Source organism: Gemmobacter aquarius (genome assembly GCF_003060865.1).
GTDB classification, from domain to species: domain Bacteria; phylum Pseudomonadota; class Alphaproteobacteria; order Rhodobacterales; family Rhodobacteraceae; genus Paragemmobacter; species Paragemmobacter aquarius.
Window position 1 is genome coordinate 140,731 of the sequence record NZ_CP028919.1, and the last position, 22,568, is coordinate 163,298.

Consider the following 22,568-nt stretch of genomic DNA (forward strand, 5'->3'; position numbering starts at 1 on the left):
GATGACCAAACCGCAGGTTCTACAAGTGGGCTCTTATCCGGAGTGGGATCAGGTGCCGCTGGACGCGGCATTTACCATGCTTCGCTATTTCGAGGCATCGGACAAGGCGGCGTTTCTGGCAAAGGTCGGGCCAGAGGTGCGCGGGATCGCCACACGGGGCGATCTGGGGGCGAGTGCGGCGATGATCGCGGCTTGTCCGAAGCTGGAGGTGATCGTGGTCTATGGAGTGGGCTATGACGCTGTGGATATCGCCGCGTGTAAGTCGCGGGGGATACGGGTGACGAATACGCCCGATGTTCTGACCGAAGACGTGGCCGATCTTGCGGTCGGCATGGCACTGATGCTGTCGCGCGGGATGCTGGCGGCGGCGGAGTGGGTCGCGAGTGGCGAATGGTCGTCGAAGGGCGGGTTCGCGCTGCAACGCAAGGTGAGCGGGAAACGGGCGGGGATACTCGGCCTCGGGCGGATCGGGGCGGGCGTGGCGCGGCGGCTGGAGGGGTTCGGGATGGAGATCGCCTATTCCAGCACCGCCAAAAGGGATGTGCCTTGGGAATTCATCGCCGATCCGGTGGCGCTGGCGGCGCGGTCGGATTTTCTGTTTGTGACCTTGGCCGCGACGGCTGCGACGCGTCACATCGTGAACGCCGATGTGATTGCCGCGCTGGGGCCCGCGGGGATGCTGGTGAACGTCAGCCGTGCAGCGAATATCGACGAGGAAGCGCTATTGGATGCGCTGGAGGCGGGCCGTTTGTGCGGTGCTGCGCTGGACGTGTTCGAGGGTGAGCCGAAGCTGAACCCGCGCTTCCTTGGCCTGAAAAACGTGCTGTTGCAGCCGCATCATGCGAGCGGGACCTATGAGACGCGTCAGGCGATGGGCCAGTTGATGCGCGACAATCTGGAGGCACATTTCGCGGGGCGGCCTTTGCCGACGGCGGTGATATGATGAAGGGGATCGTCATTCACGCCGCCAAGGACTTGCGGGTCGAGGTGTTGGCCGACGAGGCCTTGGGTGCGGGGCAGATGCGGTTGCGGCTGGCCGTCGGGGGCGTGTGCGGGTCGGACCTGCATTACTACAACCACGGCGGATTCGGCGCGATAAGGCTGAAAGAGCCGATGGTGCTGGGGCACGAGGTATCGGCTTATGTCGAGGAGATCGCGGCGGGGGTTTCGGGCTTTGCGGTAGGCGATCTGGTGGCGGTGTCGCCGTCACGGCCATGCGGCGCGTGCAGGTTCTGTCTTGAGGGCCTGCCAAACCAGTGTCTGAATATGCGGTTTTACGGCTCGGCCATGCCGTTCCCGCATATACAGGGTGCGTTCCGAGAGATGCTGGTGGCGGATGCGTCGCAATGCGTGAAGGCCGAGGGGTTGAGCCCGGGCGAGGCGGCGATGGCCGAACCGCTGGCCGTCGCGCTGCATGCGACCATGCGTGCCGGTGCGATGGTGGGCAAGCGGGTGCTGGTTACCGGTTGCGGGCCGATCGGGGTGCTTGCGATCCTTGCGGCGCGGCGCGCGGGGGCTGCGGAAATCGTGGCGGTGGACCTGTCGGAATTCACGCTGGCCTCGGCGTTGAAGGCGGGGGCCGATCGGGTGGTGAATACCGCTGCCACACCTGAAGGGTTGGTGGAGTATAACGCCGATAAAGGGTATTTCGACGTTCTCTATGAATGTTCGGGCGCGGCCCCTGCCCTTGTCGCTGGCATCGCGGCGCTGCGGCCACGCGGGGTCATCTTGCAGCTTGGCCTTGGCGGCGACATGGCTTTGCCGATGATGGCCATTACGGCCAAAGAGCTGGAGTTGCGCGGGTCGTTCCGCTTTCATGCCGAATTCGCAATGGGCGTGGGCTTGATGCAGAAAGGGCTGATCGACGTGAAGCCGCTCATCACCCATACGGTGCCGCTGGCGCAGGCAGAGGAGGCTTTTCTGGTCGCGTCGGACAGGTCGAAGGCTATGAAGGCGCAGATCGTGTTTTCCTGAAATCGGGTGCCGCCTTGGGGGGCATCGAGCCCCCGCGCGGCGGCGTTGCCACGGAGGGCTAGACGGTGGCGTTGATGGCGGCAAGGGCGGCGATGGCGACCTCGACATCTTGTGCGCCAGTGCCGGAACCGACACCGATACCGCCGAGCAGGTGTCCATCTATGCGGATGGGCAGACCGCCTGCGAGGCCGGTCATCGCGCCTTTGGTGGCGGCGGCGATGGCTGGGCGGACGGCTTCGGGGAGGTCAGCGCTGGGGCGTCCGGTGGATGCCGCGGTTTGTGCCTTGGCGGTCGCGGATCGGAGGGAGAGCACCTTGGCGCCGCGCATCCGGAGAGAGCCGAGAACGACGGCGCTGGTGTCGGTGATGACGATGCATTGCGGCTGGCCCATGGCGGTGGCCTTGGCGGCAGCGGCGGCGAGCATGGTCAGGATTGCGTCATCGGTCAGGGTGACAGAGGGTGCGGTGAAGGGCATGGCTTGTCCAGGTTTCGGATCGGTCGCGCCATGACTAGCGGTATTGCGAGGCAAGGGGAAAGCCATGTCGTGTTTTGAGGTGATCGACCCACGGTTCGGCGGGTTCGTGATGGGCAACGCGCCGGTCAAGCGGATTGCCACGGGGTTCGACTGGGTCGAGGGGCCGGTGTGGTTTGGGGATGCCGGATGCCTTCTGTTTTCGGACATTCCGAACAACCGCATCCTGCGTTGGACGCCCGACGGGGTTACGACATTCCGTGCGCCGTCGAACTATTCCAACGGCCATACGCGCGACCGCGAGGGGCGTTTGATTTCCTGCGAGCATGGCTTGCGGCGGGTGACGCGTACCGAGCTGGACGGATCAGTTACCGTGATTGCGGACGGGTATGGGGGCGCGAGGCTGAATTCACCCAACGACGTGGTGGTTGCCCGTGACGGCTCTATCTGGTTCACCGATCCGCATTACGGGATCATGACCGATTACGAAGGATTCAAGGGCGAGCAGGAACTGCATTGCAATGTTTACCGTGTGGACCCTGCGGGAGGGATCGAGGCGGTGATCACCGATATGGCCTGCCCGAACGGGCTGGCATTCTCGCCCGACGAGACCCTGCTTTATGTGGCCGATACGGGGCGGATGTTCCACCCCGATCCGCAGCATATACGGGTGTTCGAGATGGTGAGGGGGCGGCCGCACGGGGGCCGCGTGTTCCACACGATCAGCCCCGGATGTGCAGACGGGATGCGGGTGGATACGGAGGGAAACCTTTGGTCGTCGGCGCGGGACGGGGTGCATTGCATTGCACCGGACGGGACGCTTTTGGGCAAGGTACTCGTGCCGGAGGTGGTGTCGAACCTGTGCTTTGGCGGACGTGCGAAACATCAGTTGTTCATCACGGCGACGACCTCGGTCTATTCGGTCGTCTTGAACCGCAACGGGATGCAGCGGCCCTGATGCGATTCGCTTTCCGCTGGTGCGGAGAGCGTTCGGGCCGCGAAGCGCGCGCAGGTGTGGCATGTTTTGGCGCGGTGGCTTGTGCTGCGACGCGGTTGCAAAAATTTTTTTTTATTTTCAATAGCTTAGTATTACATATCATTGATTGCACCCGCGAATGTTATCGATAACTTTTTTCTTGACGGGGCGGGCTGTGCGGGGCCATGCTTGATCAAGATTACAGCTTCCGGGGAGGAGCCTTCGCATGACTTCGGCCACGGACGGCCTGTTATTCGACCGCGTCGAAAAGGCGTTCGGCGGGACGAAGGCGTTGCGGGGCGTGACGTTGCGCGTGGGGCGGGGCGAAATCGTGGCGCTGCTCGGCGAGAACGGGGCGGGCAAATCGACGCTGATCAAGGTGCTGGGCGGGCTGCACAAGCCTGACGTTGGTGGCGTTTCGGTGGACGGGGTGGCCTATGCCCATGTCGCCGGAAAGCGCGGCGGGCAGAAGGTGGCGTTCATCCACCAGGACCTCGGGTTGATCGAATGGATGAGCGTGGCCGAGAATATCGCGCTGTCCTTGGGTTATGTGAAAAGCGGGCGGCGGATCGACTGGACCGCAACCGAAGCCGCGGCCGACAAGGCGCTGGCGGCGGTGGATGCGGGCTTTGCCTCGACCGTGCGGGTTTCCAGCCTGACGCGGACGCAGAAATCGTTGGTGGCGATTGCGCGGGCACTGGCGGCGGATTGCGACTTTCTGGTGCTGGACGAGCCTACAGCCAGCCTGCCGGCCGACGAGGTGGAGCGGCTGTTCGACGCTTTGCGCCCGCTAAAGGCGCGGGGCGTCGGGATGATTTACGTCAGCCACCGGCTGGACGAGATTTTCCAGATCGCCGACCGTGTAGCGGTGCTGCGCGACGGGCAGATGGTGGGCATGCGCGACATCGTGGCAACCACGCCGGACGAATTGGTGAGCCTGATCGTGGGCAAGAAAGCCCGCGAGATCGAGCGGCCTGCGGTAATGCCGGGGCCTGCGATCCTTACGGTCAAGCAGATGCGTACGGGGGCGGTCGGGCCTGTCAGCTTCGAGATCAGACGCGGGGAATTGCTGGGGCTGGCCGGGTTGCGTGGCGCGGGGCACGAGGATATCGGGCGGGCGCTGTTCGGAGCGATGGGGTTTCAGGGGTCGGTGCTGCTGGATGGTGCCGCGCCAGACCTGACCAACCCGCAAAGCGCGATGCGGTCACGGATCGGGTTGGTGGCGCGGGACCGTGTGCAGGAAAGCATCGCGGTGGGGCTGTCGATCCGCGAGAACGCCTTTCTGAACCCCTCGGCCACCGGACGGACGGCGCTTAGCCTGATGGCCGGCGGGCGCGAGGCTGCAATGGCCAAGGAGTTGGGGGCCCGTGTGGGACTGTCGCCCAACGACCCGACGCTGGCGATCGAGGCGCTGTCGGGGGGAACCAGCAGAAGGTTGTCGTGGGGCGCTGGCTGGACAGCGGTCGGCGGCTCTTGATTACCGAAGACCCGACGGCGGGGGTTGATGTGGGTGCGAAGGCCGAGATTTACCACCTGCTTTACAAGGCACTCGCATCCGGAATGGGCGTGCTGGTCGTTTCGACCGACTTCGAGGAAATCGCCAATATCTGCCACCGTGCCATCGTCTTTTCCCGCGGGTTGCCCGTGGCGGAATTGTCGGGCGCGGGGCTTTCCACGCAATCGCTGATCTCGGCCGCGTCGGCCGGTGAAGCCGCCTGAAGGACGGACCATGCCGGGTATTGAATCAAACGCGGTCGAGCCGACCAAGGACGAGTTGCGCGGGCTGTCGGGCGTGGCAAAAGCGCTGCGGCTGGCACCGACCTACGGGTTGGTCATCCTGATGTTCGGGCTGATCGTGCTGTTTTCTGTGATGCTGCCCGAGACATTTCCGACCGTGCTTAACGTGCGGGCGATCTTGTCGGATAAGGCCATAATCGCGCTGTTGTCGCTGGCGGCAATGGTGCCGATGGTTTCCGGGCGGATCGACCTGACTGTGGGTTACGGGATCGTGCTTTGGCACATTCTGGCGATTTCGTTGCAGACGCAGTTGGGATTGCCTTGGCCCGTCGCCGTATTGATCGTGCTTTGCCTAGGTGTGTTTACCGGCGTGCTGAACGGTATTCTGGTCGAGGTGGCGCGGATCGACAGTTTCATCGCGACGCTTGGGACAGGGACGGTGCTTTACGCGCTGGCGCTGTGGCATACCGGCGGCCGGCAGATGGTAGGCGTGTTGCCCGACGGGTTCTACGCGCTGAACGGCACTTTCATCTTTGGCCTTCCAATCACGGCGTTTTACGTGGTGGCAATCACCTTCCTGATGTGGATCGTGCTGGAATACACGCCCGTTGGGCGGTTCCTTTACGCTATCGGCGCGAACCAACGGGCAGCCGAGTTGAACGGCATTCCAACACGGAAGTACGTGATCGGGGCTTTCGTCACCTCGGGGTTGATGACGGCTTTGGCGGGGGTTTTGCTCGCCTCGAAGCTGCGGATCGGGCAGGCTTCGGTGGGTCTCGAATTCCTGCTTCCCGCGCTGGTCGGTGCCTTTCTAGGATCGACTACCATCAAACCCGGACGGGTCAATGTTTGGGGCACAATCGTGGGGGTGATGATCCTTGCGGTCGGGATTTCCGGCATCCAGCAATTCGGCGGGTCGTTCTGGGTGGAGCCGATGTTCAACGGCACCACGCTGCTGATCGCCATCGGCATCGCAGGCTATGCGCAACGCAAGAAGGGCCGCGCCTGACGGTTTAGACTTCAAGAGTTCCAAGGGAGGGACACCATGCTGAGAAGAACCTTTACGGCCTCGATCTTTGCACTTGCCGCGGCGCTGCCGGCCTTTGCCGATGCGGTTTCGGATGCAATGGCGGATGTGCAGAAATATGCCGGGCAAAAGACCGTCTGGGACGGGCCGACCACAGGGCCGAAGGCGGCGGAGGGCAAGAAGATCGTCGTGCTCGCGGCCGATATGAAGAACGGCGGCGTGCTTGGCGTGACGACGGGCGTCGAAGAAGCAGCCGCAAAGATCGGTTGGGAAGTGACCGTGCTGGATGGCGCCGGATCGGTGCAGGCGCGGGCGGGGGCTTTCGGGCAGGCGCTGGCGCTGAAGCCCGATGGTATCATCATCAACGGCTTTGACGCTGTGGAACAGCAGGCATCGCTGGATCAGGCCAAGGCGGCCGGGATTCCGATGGTCAGCTGGCACGCAGGGCCGGTAATCGGGCCAGACGAAAAATCGGGCCTGTTCACCAACGTGTCCACCGACGCGATGGAAGTGTCGGCGGCGGCGGCGAAATGGGCCTTTGCCGATGCGGGCGGCAAGCCCGGAGTGGTGATCTTTACCGACAGCACCTATGCGATCGCGATCGCCAAGGCCGACAAGATCAAAGAGACGGTCGAGGCACTTGGCGGCACCGTGCTGGAATATGTCGATACACCGATTGCCGAAACCTCGACGCGGATGCCTTCGCTGACGACCGCGCTGTTGCAGAAGTATGGCGCAAGCTGGACACATGCGCTGGCGATCAACGACATCTATTTCGACTTCATGGGCCCTGCCCTTGCAGCAGCCGGTGTGGCCGGTGACGGTGCGCCCAAGGCGGTTGCGGCGGGTGACGGGTCGGAAAGTGCCTATCAGCGTATCCGTAGCGCGCAATATCAGGCCGTGACAGTGGCCGAGCCGCTGAACCTGCAAGGCTGGCAGTTGGTGGACGAGCTGAACCGTGCCGTTCAGGGCGAAGCGTGGTCGGGCTATACCTCTCCGTTGCACGTGGTGACCAAGGCCAACATCGACTTTGACGGTGGCGACAAGAACCTGTTCGATCCTGGCAATGGATACCGCGACGAATACGCGAAGATCTGGGGTAAGTGATCAGTGGCTGGTTAAGGAAACCCCGCGCTTAAAGCGCGGGGTTTTTTCATAGGCCGGACGTAGGAATATCGACGGCGCGCGTCACGCGATCGCCTTGTTCGCGGATATGTTCATTCAGGGTTTCCACGTCTGACCGAGGGGCGAGGCGATGATGTCGGCCAAGGGATGCCCGTTCGTTTCGTGCCATTCGGCCTGTGAGGCAAAGGCAGTGGCGTTCTCGGCCAGCCAGTTTTTCTGACGCACATCGGCAATGGCTTTCACCAAGGCTGCCTCGGCAACGGCGGATACGTTTATTTCCAGCTGTTTCGCCAGTTCGAGCGCGGCGGAATCAAGCGTAGGGAGGTTTTGCGTTTGGTCGAAGCAGCCGTTTTCATACCTCGATACATACCGCCATGTTCAAATCGCAAGGGTGGTCGGCAAAGCTGTTTACATGCGCCCTTTCCAGGGAACGATCCGCCGTTCGACCCAGCGCATCAACATATCGAAACCGTAAGCGATGGCTGCAATGACGAAGATACCCATGATGACGGTCGAGGTCTGCAGGAACTGGCTGGCGGTCAGGACCATGTAGCCAAGCCCTTCGGTGGCGGCGACCATTTCGGCAGCAACGAGTGTGGTCCAGCCAAAGCCCACTCCGATACGCATCGCCGTCAAAATCTCTGGCAGAGCCGAGGGGAAGATCACCTGCCAGAGCACCTGCCAGCGGGTCGCGCCAAAGGAGTAGGCCGCGTGGATCTGCTCGATCGCGGCCGACTTTACACCTGACCTCGCGCCGAGCGTAACGGGGGCGAGGACGGAGAGGAATATAAGCAAGACCTTCGAGGTTTCGCCGATGCCGAACCAGATGATCATCAGCGGCAGATAGGCCAAAGGCGGGATGGGGCGGTAAAATTCGATCACCGGATCGAAGATGCCGCGCATGACCGGCGACATTCCCATCGCAAGGCCGAGGGGGATGCCAACGGCGCAGGCGAGGAGAAATGCGCCAAAGACCCGAGCAGTCGAGACGCCCAGATGTTCCCACAGGGGGACGTTCGTAAAGCCGTTCTGCACGACGTCGAAGAACTTTTTCAAGACGGCCTGCGGAGAGGGGACGAAGAGTGGTTTCACCCAGCCCATGAAGGTGACGAACCACCAAAGGGCGAAGAACCCGATGATGGCGAGAAGCGAAAGCCAGAGCGTATCGCCCTGCCCCGGCACCCCGTATATTTCACCCGGTTTGACGGGTCGGGCTTTGCCGCGCGGTTTGGCTGTGATCTTTCCATCGGGAAGGTCGGTCATGCTGCGGCCTCCTCGTCTGCGAAAATGATTTCGAGGACCTGTTCGCGCAAGCCGATGAATTCGGCGGATGCCTTTACGTGGCGGGCCGATTCGCCTGCAAGGAAGCGGCGCGAAAAGGGAAGGTCGAAGCGGTGGGTGATGCGACCGGGGCGCGGCGACATGACGATCAGCTTGGTGCCCATGAAGAGCGCCTCTTCCACCGAATGGGTGATGAAGAAAACGGCCTTGTGGGTGGTGTTCCAGATCGTAAGAATCAGTTCCTGTGCCCGTTCGCGGGTAAGCGCGTCGAGCGCGCCGAGGGGTTCGTCCATGAGCAGAACCTTGGGGTCGCAGGTCAGGGCGCGGGCGATGCCGACGCGCTGCTGCATGCCGCCGGAAAGCTGGTATACGGGGGCAGTGCGGAAATCCTTGAGGCCGAGGAGGTCGATGAAGCGGTCGGCGACCTTGTAGCGGGCAGCTTCGGGTATGCCCTGCAATTTAAGGCCGAAGGCGACGTTGTCGACGACGTTGAGCCACGGCATGAGAGCGTGTTTCTGGAACACGACCGAACGGTCGGCGCCGGGGCCTTGGACGGGGTGACCGTCAAGCAGGATCTGGCCCGTGGTAGGTTGCAGGAAGCCCGCGATCAGGTTGAGGAGCGTGGATTTGCCGCAGCCCGATGCGCCGAGTGCGACGACGAAATCATCGTTCTCGATGGTCAGATCGATGGCACGCAGCGCCTCGGTCGGGGGGCGGCGATCGGCAGAGGGAAAGACGACGGAGGCTTGGTCAACGTGGAGGGCCATACTGGGTCCGCAGAATGAGGGTGTGGGCGCGGGGATGCCGCGCCCACGACGTCTTACTTCGCTGCTTCGGCGATGGTGGTATTCACGTAAGGCGCATAATCGTCAATCGCCGTGTCGATACGTCCGGCTTTCACGAGAAAGTCGGCGGTGGTCTTCATGTTCGCCACCGCCCCGCCGAGCCATGCATCACCCAGCTGGTCGGCCAGGGGGATGAAAGTGAAGCCCTTGAGGATGTCGGGCACCTGTGCCGGATCGGCACCGGTGACTTCGGCGATTGTCTTCACCTCGGCGCTGTCTGCCGTCCATGCGTCGGGATTGGCGAGATAGGCCTTGTTGGCGTCATCCATCACCTTGGCAAAGGCTGCCATCTTGTCCGCGTTGGCAGCAGCGAATTCCGCGTTCACCACCCAGCCGTCGAAAGTGGGGTAACCCCATTGCGCGGTCTGGTCGGCGCCGACGATGAATTTGCCGGTTTGCAGGATTTGGCTTTGGACGGGCTGCCAGATGAAGGCGGCATCGACCTGACCCGAATCCCATGCGGCGGCAATCTGGTCGGCGGGCAGGTTGACAATCGTGACATCGCTTTCGGCGATGCCGACATGGGTAAGGCCACCCATCAGCGAGTAATGCGCGGTCGAGCCGACAGGGACGGCAACCTTCTTGCCCTTGAGGTCTTCGAGCTTTTCGATGCCCGATCCTTCCTTGGCGATCAAGCTTTCCGCTGTGCCGAGGCCCTGCGCGATCATGAAGAGTTGCAAGTCGACGCCCTGGCTTGCACCGATAGCGAGGGGGGAGGAGCCAAGTTCGGCGATCGTGACGTCTCCGCTCGCCATCGCGGCAATCACTTCGGTGCCCGAACCAAAGGTCCGCCACTCGATCTCCCAGCCGGTGGCCGCGTCAAAGGCTTTGTTGGCGCGTGCGACCTGCATCGGGGTCGGGCTGCCGAAGTTGCCGATGATGATGGTTTCGGCCATGCCCATGCCAGCGGTGACCGCAAGGGTCGCGGTGCCGATCATCAGGGTTTTCAGTGTGTTACGCATGTCCCGGTTGCTCCTTGTTGGAACGGCCTTCTGCCGCCTTGGTTGGAATGGTGGCAAAGTCAGCTATGGCTTCGTTTAGAACGTCAAGGGTTTCCGGGCTTTGTGAAAACCCGGATGCCCGTAAAGAGAATTTTGTACACGCGATCTTCTGGATCGCAGCACGTTTTTTCCATGAGGTTTAAAGGCAGGTTTGTCTGCCCCTGCCCTATCGGCAGACAAACACGCGGCAGGGCCAATATCTAATCGGATGCGATGGTTACAGCGTGGATCGAGGCATCCTCGCGCCTGAGTGCCGCGAGGATGCGCGAAAGATGGTGCGTGATCACGAAGGTTGCGTGAAACCGTGTCGGGGCGGTCAGCTCGATGACGCCACCTGTCGCACCGACGCTGGCAAGCTGGCGGAACCATGCGGCGTAGAGTGCGGGGTCTTCGGACATGAGCCGCGATTGGGCGCGTGACCAAAGCGAGCCGTCGGCAGGTGGGGCGGTGACGCCAGGGAAGGCTACGACATTCGTAGGTTCGGCAGTCGCCACTTCAGGGCCGCGCATGCGTTCGACGAAGTCGGGCCCGACAGCTTCCCATGTGTCCGAGGTGGCTGAAAGGATTGCCGAGAGGTCGAGCCCATGTACGGCCACCCTGCCCCGCACGGCAGCGCGCTTCTGGACCAACCAACCGAGGGCGCGCAGTTTTGCCACCTCGCGCTTCACTGTGCGTTCGTCGACCGACCACATGGCGGCCATTTCCCTTTGGCCCACCATGATTTCGTCGGACTGCCAGTTGTAGCGGGCGACGATCAGCGTGATGAAACGGAGAACCAGTCTTTGGAAATGTTTGTCGCCCCGACACGCATAGGCACCCAGTGCGGTGAGGAGATCATATTTTCGCGAAGCCGCCTGCCGCCCAACGGGCCGGACGATTTGCATCTCCTTGCTCCTGTCTGCGGTGAACCGCGTCTCTGCTCTTTGTCCAGCCTGGCTGCGAATGCCCGGTTGGAAGGTTGGTTCCCGTTATCTCGGTGTTATTGCCGACCTTGGAGTGATTTGCGTCCAGACGCTGAATTTTGTCAAGTGAAAGCTGATCGACGCTTCGTCGCCCACCACTTACTGACCTGAACGCGCAGTAATTTTTCGGTTCTATGGTATTGGGGGCCAGTCAAGATGTCACCCTATCGCTAAGACTTGTCACCCCAATTTGCGGTAGGTAGGCCAAGGTGTCACCCCAATATCCTGCGGCGCTACGTCATGAATGAGGGGGCGGTCGCGAATCGGTGCGGGCGTGATCCGGGCTGGTTCGGCGGGGTGCGGTCCCTTATTTTGTTGGCGTTATGCTTTCCCCGCGGGGAAAGCTGAATACATCATATTTAGGTTTGATCGAAATGCAAATTCGGCGTAATTTCCAAAACAACGGGAATTAACAATGAGGCAGCACATGTTCACCCATCGCGACCTGCAAGAGTTGCGCGACACGTCGCTCAAGATGCAGGGATGGATCCGCAAGCAGACGTTCTCGCCGCAGATGGAAAAGACGCTTCGGCGCTTTTCGTCTTGGGAAGTGTCGGAGCTTATCTTCAAGGTCAACCAGTCGACCTTTCGCGGGCGCTTGGCAATGGACCCTGCCCTGCCGGATGGCGAGGTCGAGGAGGACGGGCGGCAGCGGTGGTTCAGCCTCGACGAGATCAACGAGATGCGGCGCAAGATGAAGGTGAACCGCAAGAGCCTGCTGCCGTACCGCCCTGCGGGAAAGCGGGCAATCCGTGTGGCGGTGGCAAACTTCAAGGGCGGGGCGGGCAAGTCGACCGTAGCGCTGCACTTCGCCCATGCAGCCGCGCTTGACGGGTATCGCGTGCTATGCGTGGATTTCGACCCGCAGGCGACGTTGAGCCATTCCATGGGCCTTTCGGATGTGAACGAGGAGCATACGGTCTGGGGTATCATGGCCCGTGATCTGGTGCATGAGACGGATCGGATGAACCGTGCCGCGCAAGGGGCCGAGAGCGGAGCCGCCCTGCCCCGTCGCAAGCTTCCGGCGAGCATTACCGAGATGGGGCTTGGCGATCTGCGGGCGCCCGATTTCATCAAGCCGACCTGCTGGAGTACGATCGATATCGTCCCGTCCTGCGCCAATGCGGCCTTCGTTGAATTTGCGTCGGCGCAGTATCGTCACATGAACCCGGATTGGTCGTTCTTTGCCGCCGTGTCGCGTTGGCTCGACCAGCTTCCTGACGATGCTTATGACATGATCATCTTCGACTGCCCGCCTGCGATCGGTTACCAGTCTATGAACGCCGTCTTTGCTGCGGATGTTTTGTACATCCCCTCGGGCCCCGGTTACTGGGAATATGATTCCACCACGTCCTTCATCGGCCAGTTGTCCGAAGCCTTGGGCGATTTGTCGGCGGGATTCGAAGGGCAGTTCCCTGCAGGGAAAGTGCCGCTGCCGAAAGCCTTCCTCGACATTAGGTTTCTGCTGACGCGGTTCGAGCCTGGCAATGATTTGCATCGGGCCATGTTCGACGCCTTCCGAAAGGTCTTCGGTGACCGGGTGACCGAGTTCCCCATCGAACACACCAGAGCCGTCGAGCAATCGAACCGGTTCCTGTCGTCGATATATGAAATCGATTATCGTGACATGACCCGCGAAACGTGGCGGCGCGCGCGTGCCACCTTTGACAAGGCGTACGAAGAATTCCGCACGAATGTCTGCGCGGCATGGGACAAGTTGGAGGATAAGGCATGACCAAGAAGCGCCGTATCTTTGATATAGATCTTCCCGAAGATGATGTGCCGCCGCCCGTGGTTTCAGGTGGTGGGTTGCGGCGTGGTCCGATGGCCACGGCGATCGGAGAGAACGCGGATTCCTTGCGCCAGCGCGAATCTACCGAAACTGCCATCCGGGCCGAGAATGACAGCCTCGCACATGAATTCGTGCGGCTGAAAAAGCTGGGGCTGGTGGTCGATACGATCCCTGTCGAAGCGGTGCATGCGACCAAGCTCGTACGCGACCGCTCGGCCCGGGTTGATGCCGACCTCGACGATCTCAAAGCTTCGATCAAGGCGTTGGGGTTGTCGAACCCGATCAGGGTCGAGCAGGTCGGTGACGGACGCTACGAGCTGGTTCAGGGTTGGCGCCGTCTGTCAGCCTATCGTGCGCTGTTCGAGGAAACCGGCGATCCCGCCTATGCGCGTATCCCCGCGGGGCTGATGGCCAAGGGCGAAACGCTGGACAGCTTGTACCGGCGCATGGTCGACGAGAACATGGTTCGCAAGGATATTTCTTGGGCCGAGATGGCAAACCTTGCCCGAGCCTATACGCAAGATGAGGCAACGGGGTGTCGTGACCTGGATCAAGCAGTCAACCTGTTATTCGCCACCGCCAACCCGCAGAAGCGCAGTTATGTGCGTCGGTTCGCCTTTCTCATGCGGGCGATGGAAAGTTCGCTTGACCACGCCGAGGCCATTTCGCGGGCTCTGGGCCTGGCGGTCGCAAGTCGGATCGAGAACGAGGCCGGGTCGGCAGCGGTTTTGGCGCGCAGTCTTGCTGCGGTGCCCGCGCGCACGGCAGAGCAAGAACTTGCCATTCTGCGTGCTTTTGCCGAGGCACAGCCAGAAAGAGAGGTTGTGCGCGGCGGCGGCGGGCGGTCTGCCACGCGGGGGAAAACGACGCTTCGGTTGCCGATGGCGGGTGGCGAAGTGAAGTGCACAGCTGTTCCGGGGCGTGTGGAGTTGCGGTTGGACCGTGATTTCAGCGCTGTCGAGCGTGATCGGCTTGAAGCCGCTGTGGCCGCTTTCTTTGCGGCCCTCGACTGAGGTTTCCCCGCGGGGAACATGTCCGACCGGCGCTTTGCGTGCCGGTCAGCAGATCAGATGGCGGCAGCCTTGTTCAGGCTGGTGCCGGATCTGGCGCGGCGGTTCTGGTACGGCCGGAACGCAGAGATTGGCTAGAGTAGAGACGAATTCGCTGCGCTTCTGGCAGGTCTGGTCGCAGTCCCGCCGCCTGGGCTGTTTGTTTCACAAGGCGGGCGACGTGCTTGTCGCCAAGGCGTCTTCCGGTGGCCCTGCGGCCGTCACGGGTGACGCCGACGAAGATCGGTCCATCGTCGATCTTGGCAAAGTGGAGCCATTGCGTCAGGGCGTGGACAGGGCAGGTCTGGTCGTTGGTTCCGCGGGCGATTTCGACTTTGCCTTGGCCGGCTTTGCCCGGAAGGGTGATGACCGCGCGGTCTTCTGTGATGGCTATACAGCCGCCAATCCCAGGCGTGTCATCCGTGCAAAGGTCGATCGAGACGATCTCGGATCGGCGTAGACCGCCTGCAAAGCCGATCAGAAGGATGGCACGGTCGCGAAGTCCGCGCAGGTCGCGGGGCAGCGTGTCGAGCATTGCGATCAAGTCGTCTGGACTGACTGCCTCTTTCCGTGCGGGGGGGCGTGTGTGCTGTCGCCGGATACTGGCTAGGGTGACGGTGATCTGTCGATCATTGCGGTCAAGCGGGGCGCCACGTCGGGAATAGCCCCAGACCAGGCCGGATAGGCGCCTTTCGATCGAGGCGACGGAGAGAGCCTGCTTTCCCCGCGGGGAAGCGAGGTCTGCCAAATAGAGGGCGATTATTTCGGGCGAGGGGGGTAAGTCAGGCACGCCACGAAGGCGGCACCAGCGTGAAAACTGAGCCCAGTCCTTGGCGTAGGCCTTAAGCGTATTGTCCGAGGCGGATTGGCGCGCCAATGCCGGGCTGTCCCAGCGGGCTGGCCGGGCGCGGTTCGACAGCGCTGGGGATGCGGTTTCAACCATCTCTCGACGATAACCGGATGATGTCCGATAATGCAAGATTATCGGACATAGCGATCATCAAAAGGTTGCGGCGTTTTTGACCCAAAACGGTAGCCGAAAGCGCCGCGAAGAAGTAGGATGGCGGCATGATGAAACCGCGCGCCGATACCTGCGATACCTTGCCCGAGCTTGCCCCGCTGCCGGGTTGGGTTCTGTCTGCATCAGTGAATACATTTGAAGCGGCGGCGTTTCGGTCTGGTGCGGCCTTGGCGCATCTGGGCTGTGTGACCGTCGCCTCTGATCTGCCGCATGCACTTTGGCGTGACCGGCTGGCATTGGCAGCGGCAGAGGTTTGCGCCAGCCTCGCGGGTCGCCGTGAAACGGCCAGTTCCATGCGTGACGCGCTGCATCTGACAAAGGCGGGCGACGATCCGGGCCCGCTGGGAACGATCCTGCGGCAATGGTCGCGTGCGGTGGCGCGCCCGATCTCGGTCGCGCATCTGGCCAAGGTGATCGATGGGGTCGGGGCTGAGCAAATTGCTCTTTGTCTGGGCGCCACAGGGCCGACACCCGTGGACCGGGCGGCGCAGGTTTTGGAGGCTTTACTGACCGACAATCCGCGCGCCGAGACGGCAGCGTTGATCCTTGCCGATGCAGTGCTGGCAAAGTCTCTGGGCTTGTCGCATGTTCTGCCGCTATTGGCGCTGCGCCTGACGCCCCGCGATCTGCGCCTGCGAGGGGATGACCTGCGGCTGTCGTGTCATCGGGCCGTGGTCGCCGGGGCCGGGCAAGCGCTGCAGACGGCAAGCACTGTGGCACGAGGGGCTGCCCGGCTGCGGGTGGTGTTGCCGAAATTGCGTGCCAAGGGGGCGGCGCTGGCGGTCGATCTTTTTCTGTCGCGGGACGCGCTGGCCCCGGCGGCGCTGGCCAGAGAGATGCGCGACAGACTGTCGGACCGTGCTGCGCGGCGGTTGTGCGAGCGCTTGGTCGAGTTGGGTGCGCTGCGCGAGTTGACCGGGCGGGATACCTTCCGGCTGTATGGAGTCTGAGAATGGCGCAAGGGGCAAAGCTTGACCGCGAGTTGGCCGATCTTCCGCCTGATCTGCGCTGGCGAGAGTGGATGCGCCGGATAGAGGCGGTGTTGTTTGCCAGCGCGTCGCCTGTCGGGCGCGCCGATCTGGCGCGGGTGATAGGGCAGGGGGCTTCGGTCGATCTCTTGATCGAAGATCTGGCGTCAGACCTCGCTGGTCGGCCCTATTACGTGGCGCAGATTGGAAATGGCTGGTCTTTACGGACGAAACCCGCCTATGCGCCCGCAATCCGCGCTGCGGCCGACGTCGGGCGCCAGACATTGAACCTGTCGGAGTTCGATTTGGCCGTTCTGGCAGCGATTGCCTTTCACCAACCGGTCAGCCGCGACGGGTTGAAGGAGATTTTCGGCAAGGAGATCAGCCGCGACCTGATCGGACGGCTGGCCGAGCGCAATCTGATCGCCACCGGCCCACGCGAACCACGTCGCGGCGCGCCCTATACCTTTGTCACGACCGATGCGTTTCTTGCCGCTTTCGCGATGCAGTCGTTGCGCGATTTGCCGGACCAAGAGCAACTTGATGATGCCGGACTGGCCGAGCGATCTGATAGGTAGGGGCGACGCAGCGTGTCAGACCCAGCCGGAGCGGATAGCGTATTCGACGATCTGGCGACGGCCGGAGATGTTGAGCTTCGATGTGCCGCGGGCTTTATACGTCTCGACGGTTTTGGACGAGAGCGCGAGTTCGTAACCGATTTCCTTGAGGCTTTTGCCGCGGGCAACCGATTTGAGGACGTAGGTTTCGCGCTCGGTCAGGCTGCGGGCCGGGGCGGGCGGGTGGTTCACTGCAGGCGTGGCCAATATTGCGCTAGCATAGCGGGGATCAAGATAGATAGCGCCCGATTTCACGGCGGTGATTGCGGTGCGTAGGGCGTCGAAGCTGATCGTCTTGGACAGGAACGCACGAAATCCATGCGCGAGACAGGCGCGGGCAAGACCCGGGTTGTCAGTGGACGAGTAGCCGATAAGGCGAGCTTCGCCAAACATATGACGCAACTGGCCTACCATGGCTTGCGGAGTCATTGCGAATTCGGAAGGATCGACAATCACGAGGTCGAAAGGACCGGATGCTGCTTCGCGCATGTCAAGGTCGGAGGTTACGGCAAGTGCAGTGGCGCGCAGGCCTTCCTGCCGTTCCAGCAGCGCCGAAATGCCACTGGCAAGAAGCGGGTTTTGATCGAGGATCGCAATGTCGAGGCAAGTCGTGCCGCTCTGCATGTGGGCCTCCGGTTTGATGTAGCTTTGCGGCTCTAATCCCGCAGAAAGGGGCAGGGTTCCGCGCCTATCGGCGGTTTCCTGTCGGAAAAATATTCTAAAGAATCCCCCGCCCGGTTCGTAGCGGGCGGGGCTGCGCTTCGGGCTGGGTCAGAGCCGTTTCACAACGGCTTCGGCGAAAGCCTCGACCATCGCTTTGTAATATTCGGGTGTATCGCGCGTGATCATCACGACGGTTGTTCCCGGCGGAAAGAAGGGCAGGGCTTCTTCCACGCTGACGGTGAGTTCGTAGGAATTGAACTCGGTATTGTCAGTGTCGCTTGTGACGTTGACCTGTCCCACCATTTTGGTTTCTGCGACGTTAGTGACGTTTTCAAAAGCGTTCGCAAGTTCCACCTCTGAAATGTCGACCGAGATCTTCACGCCGTCGTCGGATGTCCGGTTCGTGATGCGCGCTACGATCGCGTTTTCGAGATCGTCGGCCACGTTGGTCCAATAGGCAGCGGCGGCCGGATTGTTGATTGCGGCAATGTCGGCTTCGACATCGATATCGCGGACTTGGGTGTTTTCGTCGGCAAAGACCGCTCCTGCAAAGAGGGTGGCTGCCAGAGCGGCCGCGAGAGTTTTACGGATCATGGATCGTCCTTTCGCTTTTTGGGGCGGAAAGCCCCGGCACGAAGGAAACGCGCCGAGGCGGGCCGGGGTTCCGCTTACCTCGGCGGCACGGTTCCAGAGGGGTTGTTGTCTGGCATGGCAAGGTTGCCATCCGGACTGCCCGCGCCGCCGGTGCTGACGATGCCGGAAGACGCGCTGCCTGTGCCGTCGGCCGTGCTGCGATAGACGCTGCGAACGGGATTGGCCGTACGGCCTTGGCCCTTGGTCCAGTAGGCAGGGCTGTTACGGTCGGCCTCGCCGCTCTTTATAAAGGCCATGCCTGCGACGGCACCGACGGCAAGCGCGACCGCGCCCACCGCCACGGGGTGTTCCTCGACTAGGGTTACGATCTCGCGCGAGCCGCCCTTTACGACGCGCTCGGCACGCAGCCACGCGGCATAGCTTTGCTCACGTGCTGCCATCACCTGTTCGCGCGCGGACTCGGATAGGTGTTCGAGACCCTGCGCGATGTTCTGGCGCAGGTCGGCAGTGAACCCCTCGACCACCGATGCGCGGTCGGCTGCGTAGTCGCGTGCATGTTCAACTTGATCCGAAAGTTTCGACTGCAGCGAACCTGCGGCAGAGCGGGCCTCGGATTCTATACGCGACAGTGCGTCCATCGCTTTGGTGCGAAGCCCGCCGACGTTTCGGTGCCAGTCGGGGTCGGGATCGTCACCGTGTAGTCCGTAAGAGCTACCATACGAAGATTTGGCTGCGTTAGAGCCTTTATTGCCCCCATAACCATCCATGCCAGACCAAGGCCGATCAAACCAAAGGCAACCGGATTATCACGCATCGCGCGATCGATTGTCCGTGTCGCGTCGGTCGTGTTCAGCTTGAGCATGCCCAGAGCTTCCCGCGCAACATAGTCAATCGAGGCGCGGTTCGACAGTTCGTCCAAGTCAGACGCGAGACCTGACCTGACCTGTTCGAGATCGGCCTCGATATCGCGGGGGTCGTTTGTTGTATCGGCCATCAGCGTGTCGCCTCCTTTACGGTTTCGGCATCGCGCCGCACGTTGCGTGCGGTGCGGGTGGGCATCAGGTTTTCAGGGTCGAGCGCTTTTTTGCCGATCATCGCGAGGATGCCTGCGGCGACCAGAAAGAAGACGCCGGTCAGGAAGGCGGCCCAGCCGGGGTGAAGCCCGGCTTCAGTCAGGCCCGCGACGATGGCGGCCGCAAAGACGTTGAGCGAGACGATCACCATGACCGCGGCGGCGGCCATCATTCCGATGCCCGCCAGCATGTATTTCATGCTTTCCTGTATCTCGGCCTTGGCGAGGGAAATTTCCCCTCGCACAAGCCCGTTTACATGCTGGAAGGCAGACGAGATCAGGTCCGCCGTCGAGCGATGGTCGGTGGAGCTGCTTGTGTCTGTCACAGGTTGCCCCCCATCGATGGGCCGCGACCCATCGAGCCGATCGAATCCTCGCCGCCCGTCGATTTCATGCTGTCGCCTGCCATGTCGTCGGGGTTGCCGCCCATGCCGGCACCGCTGGAGCCGGAGCCGTAGCTCGAACCCATCGACGAACGGCCCATGCCGCCCTGCGACAGGCCCGCGCCCATATCGCCCGCCTGGGTTCCGGTGCGACCATAGTTGCCCAGGCTATCTTCTTGCGAGCGTCCTGCCTGCGCGGCAAGGCGGGCAAGCAAAAGTCCTGCGGCGGCAGCTGCAGCCACGAAGATCGCGGGGTTGCGCTTGGCATAGGACTGGATGTCGGACATCAGGGTCGAGACATCGCGCGAACGGATCGTGTCGGATACCGAAGCCACGCCACTTGCCATCGTTTCCAATACGCGCCCCTGCATGCCTGATTGCTGTCCGGCGGCTTCGCGCAGGGACGAAGCCATGCGCTCGCCCTCGTCGGCGATGGTTTCGCGCACTTCCTCGGCCTTGGCGGTTGCGCCTGCCTTGAGGTCGGACATGGTGCTGCCTATCACGGATTTTGCGCCGCTCAGCGCTTCGCGGCCGGTTTCCTTGAGGTCTTCTGCGGCCTTGCGGGCGGTATCGGTGATTGATCCGGTGTCGGTTCCGGACTGGTTCGATTGGGTCATGTTGTCTGCTCCTCAGCCGATGAAATTGATGACCGCGAGCGCGACGACCACGATGCCGATGATGGTGAACAAGGAATACATGGGCCGGATTCTCCTGCGCTTTGGGCGGAATGGACCGGGAGCGGTGCCCCGGATGTAGCGTTGTGAGAACGCAACCATGAGTGGAATGTTCCGAGTGCAACAGCAGGCAGGCAAGGACGTGCAGACGGGAACCGCGGCCCGAGCGAAGCGTTGGCGCCAAGCCAAGGCCAACAGCGTAAAGGAGAAACCGAAATGCTTGGATGGGCTCTTGCTTTCCTTGTGATCGCTTTGATTGCAGGGCTTTTGGGGTTCGGCGGGATTGCGGGCGCTTCGGCAGGAATTGCACAATTCCTGTTTATCGTGTTCATCATCCTTTTTGTCATCGCGTTGATCGCGCGGGCCGTAAGGGGTCGTCCGCCCCTGTGACACTCTCCGGCTTCATCACGTTTCGACCGGCCGCCGCGACACCGTTCGCGGCGGCCGCAGTTTTGAGCGCTGCCGGAACCTTGCGGGGCTTTGTCCGTTGGGTCGTGCAACAACACGGGAGATCCCTTCGATGAACAGACTTATGATCGCGCTGCCGCTGGTCGGCCTTTTGGCAGCCTGCGAGACGCAGCAGCAGAACACGCTCGCAGGGGCCGCTGCCGGTGCGGCCATCGGTTCGGCCGTGGCAGATGATGGTCTGACGGGTGCCGTGATCGGTGGCGTCGCGGGGGCTGCCGCAGGATCGATGATTGGCCGCAATACCGCGGGCCAGTGCATCTATCGTCGCGCGGACGGATCGACCTTTACGGCCGCGTGCTAAGGCCACGCTAGGGGCCGGCAGAGGGCTCTGGTGGCCGGACCGGCGGGCTTTCGGGCCTGCCGGTTTTTTGATGCTCTAGGCTGTCTGTCGCAGATCGGGGCGCAGATCGGGGCGCAGATCGGTTCGCTGGAGCGCGTCGTTCAGGTTGTCGAGCAGGGCGTGAAATCTGTCGGGAATGCCTTGGTCAGCCGAAGGCAGCGGGGGCGTCCGCAGATAAGCCCGGCGCAAGCTGTTTTCGACGGAGTCGTCGGTCGGTGGCCAAAGCGGCCCGGTGGTGGGGCGTTGCATGGCACGGTTATCCTTTGCCTGTTTGGTGTTTTTTGTTCTTCGGGAACGATACGGACGCATTTGGGGTCCACATGAACGCGCGAACCGTCTGCAAAAAGTTGGATTATTGCAAAACTGTGTAACTTTGGACACGGTTTTAAATGGGTTATCGCCTTGGGCGTCGGGCGCGGTCGGGATTCCAACTGCGCCCTTTGCACAAAACGAACTTACTTGTCCTTGGTCGAGCCTGACGAAGTCATCGTGCTGCCGCCACCTGACGGGCGGTTGGTGCCCGATCCGCCGGAAGAACCGGATTCGCCGGACTCGGCGCGTACTTCCGAACCGCTGCCCGAGGATCCGCCGACGGTCCGGCTGGTCCGCCACTTGTTGAACTCGTCATCGAACGACTTTTGCCGCTCTTGGTTGAATGCATCCCAATCCTCGTCGAACTGGCGGTTCTGACGCTCGCGCCACGCGTGGTAATGCGGGTCGTTTTGGCGGTGCTGACCGCCACCGCCGCCACCCATGCCGGACTGGCTTCTCTGGCCAAAGCCTTGCGAAGATTGGCCCGACTGGTCGTTGCCGCCACCGAACAGCCCACCGATGGCCTGACCGATCGTCGAGCCGAGGCCGCCCGATTGACCCGGTTGATCATGCTGGCCCCAATGCGAGCCAGGCTGATGCGAACCAGACTGATGCGAACCAGGCTGGCCCCAGTTTTGACCGGACTGACCACCGGACTGCCCGTAGCTACCCTGGCCGCCGGACATTCCACCTTGCTGGTTGCCTATCTGGCCGCCCATGCCGGACGATCCGCCGCCGACGTGGGCCATCCCGCCGCCTTGGTGCTGACCGGGATGTTGCTGGCCGGGCTGTGCATAGACGCCATAGCCTTGACGGCCATAATCCTGCTGGCCAGTCCCGCCGCCCATCGGTTGGCCGTAGCCCTGACCGTAGCCACCCGAGCCATACTGCCCGCCATAGCCGCTGCCACCCGTATGATCTGCTCCCGACGTCTGGCCATACCCGCCTTGCGATTGGCCATAACCGGATTGCCCGTGCGTTTGCTGGGCCTGATTGCCGCTCTGGCTTTGGCCATATTGCTGGCCTTGCTGATTGTCAGCCTGCTGGCCGTATTGCTGCGACTGGCCGCGATCTTCGTTGCGGTGGTCGTCGCTACCTTGGCCGTAACCTTTTTCATGGTTCGCCATCGTTGCTCCTCCGTCTGATAGGGCGATGCGCCCGGTGTTGGTCAAACGTCACCTTGGCTAGGGCGTTCCGGCTGATCGGTCGGGGAGT

Annotated in this window: 26 protein-coding genes and 1 pseudogene; 12 read left to right on the forward strand and 15 right to left on the reverse strand. The window is 62.1% G+C overall.

From position 1 onward, the window contains the following. Position 1: 1 nt before the first annotated feature. Together HYN69_RS18475 and HYN69_RS18480 are read left to right on the forward strand one after the other, a co-directional pair. Positions 2 to 943 carry a 2-hydroxyacid dehydrogenase gene (locus HYN69_RS18475; RefSeq protein ID WP_108437393.1) on the forward strand — a complete coding sequence of 314 codons (942 nt, stop codon included), beginning with the start codon at positions 2 to 4 and terminating at the stop codon, positions 941 to 943. Continuing rightward, on the forward strand, positions 943 to 1,974 hold the full coding sequence (locus HYN69_RS18480) for an L-idonate 5-dehydrogenase (RefSeq protein WP_108437394.1): 1,032 nt from the start codon (positions 943 to 945) through the stop codon (positions 1,972 to 1,974). Before HYN69_RS18475 ends, HYN69_RS18480 begins: the two co-directional genes overlap by 1 nt. 58 nt (positions 1,975 to 2,032) lie before the next feature. On the opposite strand, the gene HYN69_RS18485 is transcribed toward HYN69_RS18480, so the two are convergent. Then, positions 2,033 to 2,449 (reverse strand): GlcG/HbpS family heme-binding protein, encoded by a 417-nt coding sequence (locus tag HYN69_RS18485; RefSeq protein ID WP_108437395.1) that lies wholly within the window; start codon positions 2,447 to 2,449, stop codon positions 2,033 to 2,035. A gap of 64 nt (positions 2,450 to 2,513) precedes the next feature. Here HYN69_RS18485 and HYN69_RS18490 point away from each other — a divergent pair, with 64 nt between their 5' ends. From HYN69_RS18490 to HYN69_RS18505, 4 genes and pseudogenes are all read left to right on the forward strand, one after another. Next, positions 2,514 to 3,404, forward strand: coding sequence for an SMP-30/gluconolactonase/LRE family protein (locus HYN69_RS18490; RefSeq protein WP_108437396.1), 891 nt, complete (start codon positions 2,514 to 2,516; stop codon positions 3,402 to 3,404). A gap of 244 nt (positions 3,405 to 3,648) precedes the next feature. Beyond that, a pseudogene (locus HYN69_RS18495) lies at positions 3,649 to 5,141 on the forward strand (sugar ABC transporter ATP-binding protein). Positions 5,142 to 5,151: 10 nt separating this feature from the next. Next, a complete protein-coding gene (locus tag HYN69_RS18500) occupies positions 5,152 to 6,168 on the forward strand; it encodes an ABC transporter permease (RefSeq protein WP_108437397.1) in 1,017 nt (338 codons plus the stop codon). Between the two features lie 36 nt (positions 6,169 to 6,204). Beyond that, positions 6,205 to 7,293 (forward strand): substrate-binding domain-containing protein, encoded by a 1,089-nt coding sequence (locus HYN69_RS18505; protein ID WP_108437398.1) that lies wholly within the window; start codon positions 6,205 to 6,207, stop codon positions 7,291 to 7,293. A 114-nt stretch (positions 7,294 to 7,407) separates the two neighbouring features. Here the strand turns inward: HYN69_RS18505 and HYN69_RS18510 are convergent, their stop codons facing one another. The 5 genes from HYN69_RS18510 to HYN69_RS18530 form a co-directional block, all read right to left on the reverse strand. Further along, the gene (locus HYN69_RS18510; protein ID WP_108437399.1) at positions 7,408 to 7,605 is read right to left on the reverse strand and encodes a type II toxin-antitoxin system CcdA family antitoxin; all 198 of its coding nucleotides are present in this window, start codon (positions 7,603 to 7,605) and stop codon (positions 7,408 to 7,410) included. 114 nt (positions 7,606 to 7,719) lie between these two features. After that, on the reverse strand, positions 7,720 to 8,574 hold the full coding sequence (locus HYN69_RS18515) for an ABC transporter permease subunit (RefSeq protein WP_108437400.1): 855 nt from the start codon (positions 8,572 to 8,574) through the stop codon (positions 7,720 to 7,722). Continuing rightward, a complete protein-coding gene (locus tag HYN69_RS18520; RefSeq protein WP_108437401.1) occupies positions 8,571 to 9,359 on the reverse strand; it encodes a taurine ABC transporter ATP-binding protein in 789 nt (262 codons plus the stop codon). The genes HYN69_RS18515 and HYN69_RS18520 overlap by 4 nt, the downstream gene beginning before the upstream one ends. 53 nt (positions 9,360 to 9,412) lie before the next feature. Continuing rightward, positions 9,413 to 10,399 carry a taurine ABC transporter substrate-binding protein gene (gene tauA / locus HYN69_RS18525; RefSeq protein WP_108437402.1) on the reverse strand — a complete coding sequence of 329 codons (987 nt, stop codon included), beginning with the start codon at positions 10,397 to 10,399 and terminating at the stop codon, positions 9,413 to 9,415. Positions 10,400 to 10,638: 239 nt separating this feature from the next. Further along, positions 10,639 to 11,322: a DnaA N-terminal domain-containing protein gene (locus HYN69_RS18530; RefSeq protein ID WP_108437403.1), complete on the reverse strand. Its 684-nt coding sequence runs from the start codon at positions 11,320 to 11,322 to the stop codon at positions 10,639 to 10,641. Between the two features lie 505 nt (positions 11,323 to 11,827). Here HYN69_RS18530 and HYN69_RS18535 point away from each other — a divergent pair. Together HYN69_RS18535 and HYN69_RS18540 are read left to right on the forward strand one after the other, a co-directional pair. Beyond that, complete coding sequence (locus HYN69_RS18535; RefSeq protein WP_108437404.1) at positions 11,828 to 13,135, forward strand: AAA family ATPase; 1,308 nt, start codon at positions 11,828 to 11,830, stop codon at positions 13,133 to 13,135. After that, positions 13,132 to 14,205: a ParB/RepB/Spo0J family partition protein gene (locus tag HYN69_RS18540; protein ID WP_108437405.1), complete on the forward strand. Its 1,074-nt coding sequence runs from the start codon at positions 13,132 to 13,134 to the stop codon at positions 14,203 to 14,205. Before HYN69_RS18535 ends, HYN69_RS18540 begins: the two co-directional genes overlap by 4 nt. A 73-nt stretch (positions 14,206 to 14,278) precedes the next feature. On the opposite strand, the gene HYN69_RS21835 is transcribed toward HYN69_RS18540, so the two are convergent. Next, complete coding sequence (locus HYN69_RS21835) at positions 14,279 to 14,776, reverse strand: site-specific integrase (protein ID WP_108437406.1); 498 nt, start codon at positions 14,774 to 14,776, stop codon at positions 14,279 to 14,281. 533 nt (positions 14,777 to 15,309) lie between these two features. On the opposite strand from HYN69_RS21835, the gene HYN69_RS18550 reads away from it, so the two are divergent. After that, positions 15,310 to 16,212, forward strand: coding sequence for a DUF1403 family protein (locus tag HYN69_RS18550; RefSeq protein ID WP_108437407.1), 903 nt, complete (start codon positions 15,310 to 15,312; stop codon positions 16,210 to 16,212). A gap of 2 nt (positions 16,213 to 16,214) precedes the next feature. Next, positions 16,215 to 16,808, forward strand: a complete 594-nt coding sequence (scpB, locus tag HYN69_RS18555; RefSeq protein WP_108437408.1) for an SMC-Scp complex subunit ScpB — start codon at positions 16,215 to 16,217, stop codon at positions 16,806 to 16,808. 15 nt (positions 16,809 to 16,823) lie between these two features. Here the strand turns inward: scpB and HYN69_RS18560 are convergent, their stop codons facing one another. The 6 genes from HYN69_RS18560 to HYN69_RS18585 all read right to left on the reverse strand — a co-directional run bounded on the left by HYN69_RS18560 (position 16,824) and on the right by HYN69_RS18585 (position 20,176). After that, positions 16,824 to 17,471, reverse strand: coding sequence for a response regulator transcription factor (locus tag HYN69_RS18560; RefSeq protein WP_108437409.1), 648 nt, complete (start codon positions 17,469 to 17,471; stop codon positions 16,824 to 16,826). Between the two features lie 147 nt (positions 17,472 to 17,618). After that, positions 17,619 to 18,104, reverse strand: coding sequence for a hypothetical protein (locus HYN69_RS18565; protein ID WP_108437410.1), 486 nt, complete (start codon positions 18,102 to 18,104; stop codon positions 17,619 to 17,621). Between the two features lie 74 nt (positions 18,105 to 18,178). Beyond that, on the reverse strand, positions 18,179 to 18,742 hold the full coding sequence (locus HYN69_RS18570) for a hypothetical protein (protein ID WP_108437411.1): 564 nt from the start codon (positions 18,740 to 18,742) through the stop codon (positions 18,179 to 18,181). Continuing rightward, positions 18,721 to 19,098 (reverse strand): DUF3618 domain-containing protein, encoded by a 378-nt coding sequence (locus HYN69_RS18575; RefSeq protein WP_108437412.1) that lies wholly within the window; start codon positions 19,096 to 19,098, stop codon positions 18,721 to 18,723. The genes HYN69_RS18570 and HYN69_RS18575 overlap by 22 nt, the downstream gene beginning before the upstream one ends. Continuing rightward, the gene (locus HYN69_RS18580; protein WP_159082555.1) at positions 19,098 to 19,502 is read right to left on the reverse strand and encodes a phage holin family protein; all 405 of its coding nucleotides are present in this window, start codon (positions 19,500 to 19,502) and stop codon (positions 19,098 to 19,100) included. Before HYN69_RS18580 ends, HYN69_RS18575 begins: the two co-directional genes overlap by 1 nt. Continuing rightward, positions 19,499 to 20,176, reverse strand: coding sequence for an ATP synthase subunit B family protein (locus tag HYN69_RS18585; RefSeq protein ID WP_108437414.1), 678 nt, complete (start codon positions 20,174 to 20,176; stop codon positions 19,499 to 19,501). The genes HYN69_RS18580 and HYN69_RS18585 overlap by 4 nt, the downstream gene beginning before the upstream one ends. Before the next feature lie 273 nt (positions 20,177 to 20,449). Between HYN69_RS18585 and HYN69_RS18590 the strand changes: the two genes are divergently transcribed. Together HYN69_RS18590 and HYN69_RS18595 are read left to right on the forward strand one after the other, a co-directional pair. After that, positions 20,450 to 20,623 (forward strand): DUF1328 domain-containing protein, encoded by a 174-nt coding sequence (locus tag HYN69_RS18590; RefSeq protein ID WP_108437415.1) that lies wholly within the window; start codon positions 20,450 to 20,452, stop codon positions 20,621 to 20,623. A 130-nt stretch (positions 20,624 to 20,753) separates the two neighbouring features. Next, positions 20,754 to 21,002, forward strand: coding sequence for a YMGG-like glycine zipper-containing protein (locus HYN69_RS18595; protein WP_108437416.1), 249 nt, complete (start codon positions 20,754 to 20,756; stop codon positions 21,000 to 21,002). Positions 21,003 to 21,077: 75 nt separating this feature from the next. Here HYN69_RS18595 and HYN69_RS18600 read toward each other — a convergent pair whose 3' ends face one another. Then, positions 21,078 to 21,290 carry a hypothetical protein gene (locus HYN69_RS18600; RefSeq protein ID WP_108437417.1) on the reverse strand — a complete coding sequence of 71 codons (213 nt, stop codon included), beginning with the start codon at positions 21,288 to 21,290 and terminating at the stop codon, positions 21,078 to 21,080. A gap of 206 nt (positions 21,291 to 21,496) precedes the next feature. Beyond that, positions 21,497 to 22,480 (reverse strand): hypothetical protein, encoded by a 984-nt coding sequence (locus HYN69_RS20720; protein ID WP_159082556.1) that lies wholly within the window; start codon positions 22,478 to 22,480, stop codon positions 21,497 to 21,499. Between the last annotated feature and the right edge of the window lie 88 nt (positions 22,481 to 22,568).

Bases quoted from the DNA above. Each gene is read 5' to 3' on its own strand.
- HYN69_RS18570 (WP_108437411.1), bottom strand. From the start codon at position 18,742: ATGGACGCACTGTCGCGTATAGAATCCGAGGCCCGCTCTGCCGCAGGT.
- HYN69_RS18530 (WP_108437403.1), bottom strand. From the start codon at position 11,322: ATGCAAATCGTCCGGCCCGTTGGGCGGCAGGCGGCTTCGCGAAAATAT.
- HYN69_RS18585 (WP_108437414.1), bottom strand. From the start codon at position 20,176: ATGACCCAATCGAACCAGTCCGGAACCGACACCGGATCAATCACCGAT.
- HYN69_RS21835 (WP_108437406.1), bottom strand. From the start codon at position 14,776: ATGCTCGACACGCTGCCCCGCGACCTGCGCGGACTTCGCGACCGTGCC.
- HYN69_RS18515 (WP_108437400.1), bottom strand. From the start codon at position 8,574: ATGACCGACCTTCCCGATGGAAAGATCACAGCCAAACCGCGCGGCAAA.
- HYN69_RS18565 (WP_108437410.1), bottom strand. From the start codon at position 18,104: ATGATCCGTAAAACTCTCGCGGCCGCTCTGGCAGCCACCCTCTTTGCA.
- HYN69_RS18480 (WP_108437394.1), top strand. From the start codon at position 943: ATGAAGGGGATCGTCATTCACGCCGCCAAGGACTTGCGGGTCGAGGTG.
- HYN69_RS18550 (WP_108437407.1), top strand. From the start codon at position 15,310: ATGATGAAACCGCGCGCCGATACCTGCGATACCTTGCCCGAGCTTGCC.
- HYN69_RS18490 (WP_108437396.1), top strand. From the start codon at position 2,514: ATGTCGTGTTTTGAGGTGATCGACCCACGGTTCGGCGGGTTCGTGATG.
- HYN69_RS18500 (WP_108437397.1), top strand. From the start codon at position 5,152: ATGCCGGGTATTGAATCAAACGCGGTCGAGCCGACCAAGGACGAGTTG.
- HYN69_RS18535 (WP_108437404.1), top strand. From the start codon at position 11,828: ATGTTCACCCATCGCGACCTGCAAGAGTTGCGCGACACGTCGCTCAAG.
- HYN69_RS18575 (WP_108437412.1), bottom strand. From the start codon at position 19,098: ATGGCCGATACAACAAACGACCCCCGCGATATCGAGGCCGATCTCGAA.
- HYN69_RS18600 (WP_108437417.1), bottom strand. From the start codon at position 21,290: ATGCAACGCCCCACCACCGGGCCGCTTTGGCCACCGACCGACGACTCC.
- HYN69_RS20720 (WP_159082556.1), bottom strand. From the start codon at position 22,480: ATGGCGAACCATGAAAAAGGTTACGGCCAAGGTAGCGACGACCACCGC.
- tauA (WP_108437402.1), bottom strand. From the start codon at position 10,399: ATGCGTAACACACTGAAAACCCTGATGATCGGCACCGCGACCCTTGCG.
- HYN69_RS18485 (WP_108437395.1), bottom strand. From the start codon at position 2,449: ATGCCCTTCACCGCACCCTCTGTCACCCTGACCGATGACGCAATCCTG.
- HYN69_RS18505 (WP_108437398.1), top strand. From the start codon at position 6,205: ATGCTGAGAAGAACCTTTACGGCCTCGATCTTTGCACTTGCCGCGGCG.
- scpB (WP_108437408.1), top strand. From the start codon at position 16,215: ATGGCGCAAGGGGCAAAGCTTGACCGCGAGTTGGCCGATCTTCCGCCT.
- HYN69_RS18520 (WP_108437401.1), bottom strand. From the start codon at position 9,359: ATGGCCCTCCACGTTGACCAAGCCTCCGTCGTCTTTCCCTCTGCCGAT.
- HYN69_RS18590 (WP_108437415.1), top strand. From the start codon at position 20,450: ATGCTTGGATGGGCTCTTGCTTTCCTTGTGATCGCTTTGATTGCAGGG.
- HYN69_RS18560 (WP_108437409.1), bottom strand. From the start codon at position 17,471: ATGCAGAGCGGCACGACTTGCCTCGACATTGCGATCCTCGATCAAAAC.
- HYN69_RS18595 (WP_108437416.1), top strand. From the start codon at position 20,754: ATGAACAGACTTATGATCGCGCTGCCGCTGGTCGGCCTTTTGGCAGCC.
- HYN69_RS18475 (WP_108437393.1), top strand. From the start codon at position 2: ATGACCAAACCGCAGGTTCTACAAGTGGGCTCTTATCCGGAGTGGGAT.
- HYN69_RS18540 (WP_108437405.1), top strand. From the start codon at position 13,132: ATGACCAAGAAGCGCCGTATCTTTGATATAGATCTTCCCGAAGATGAT.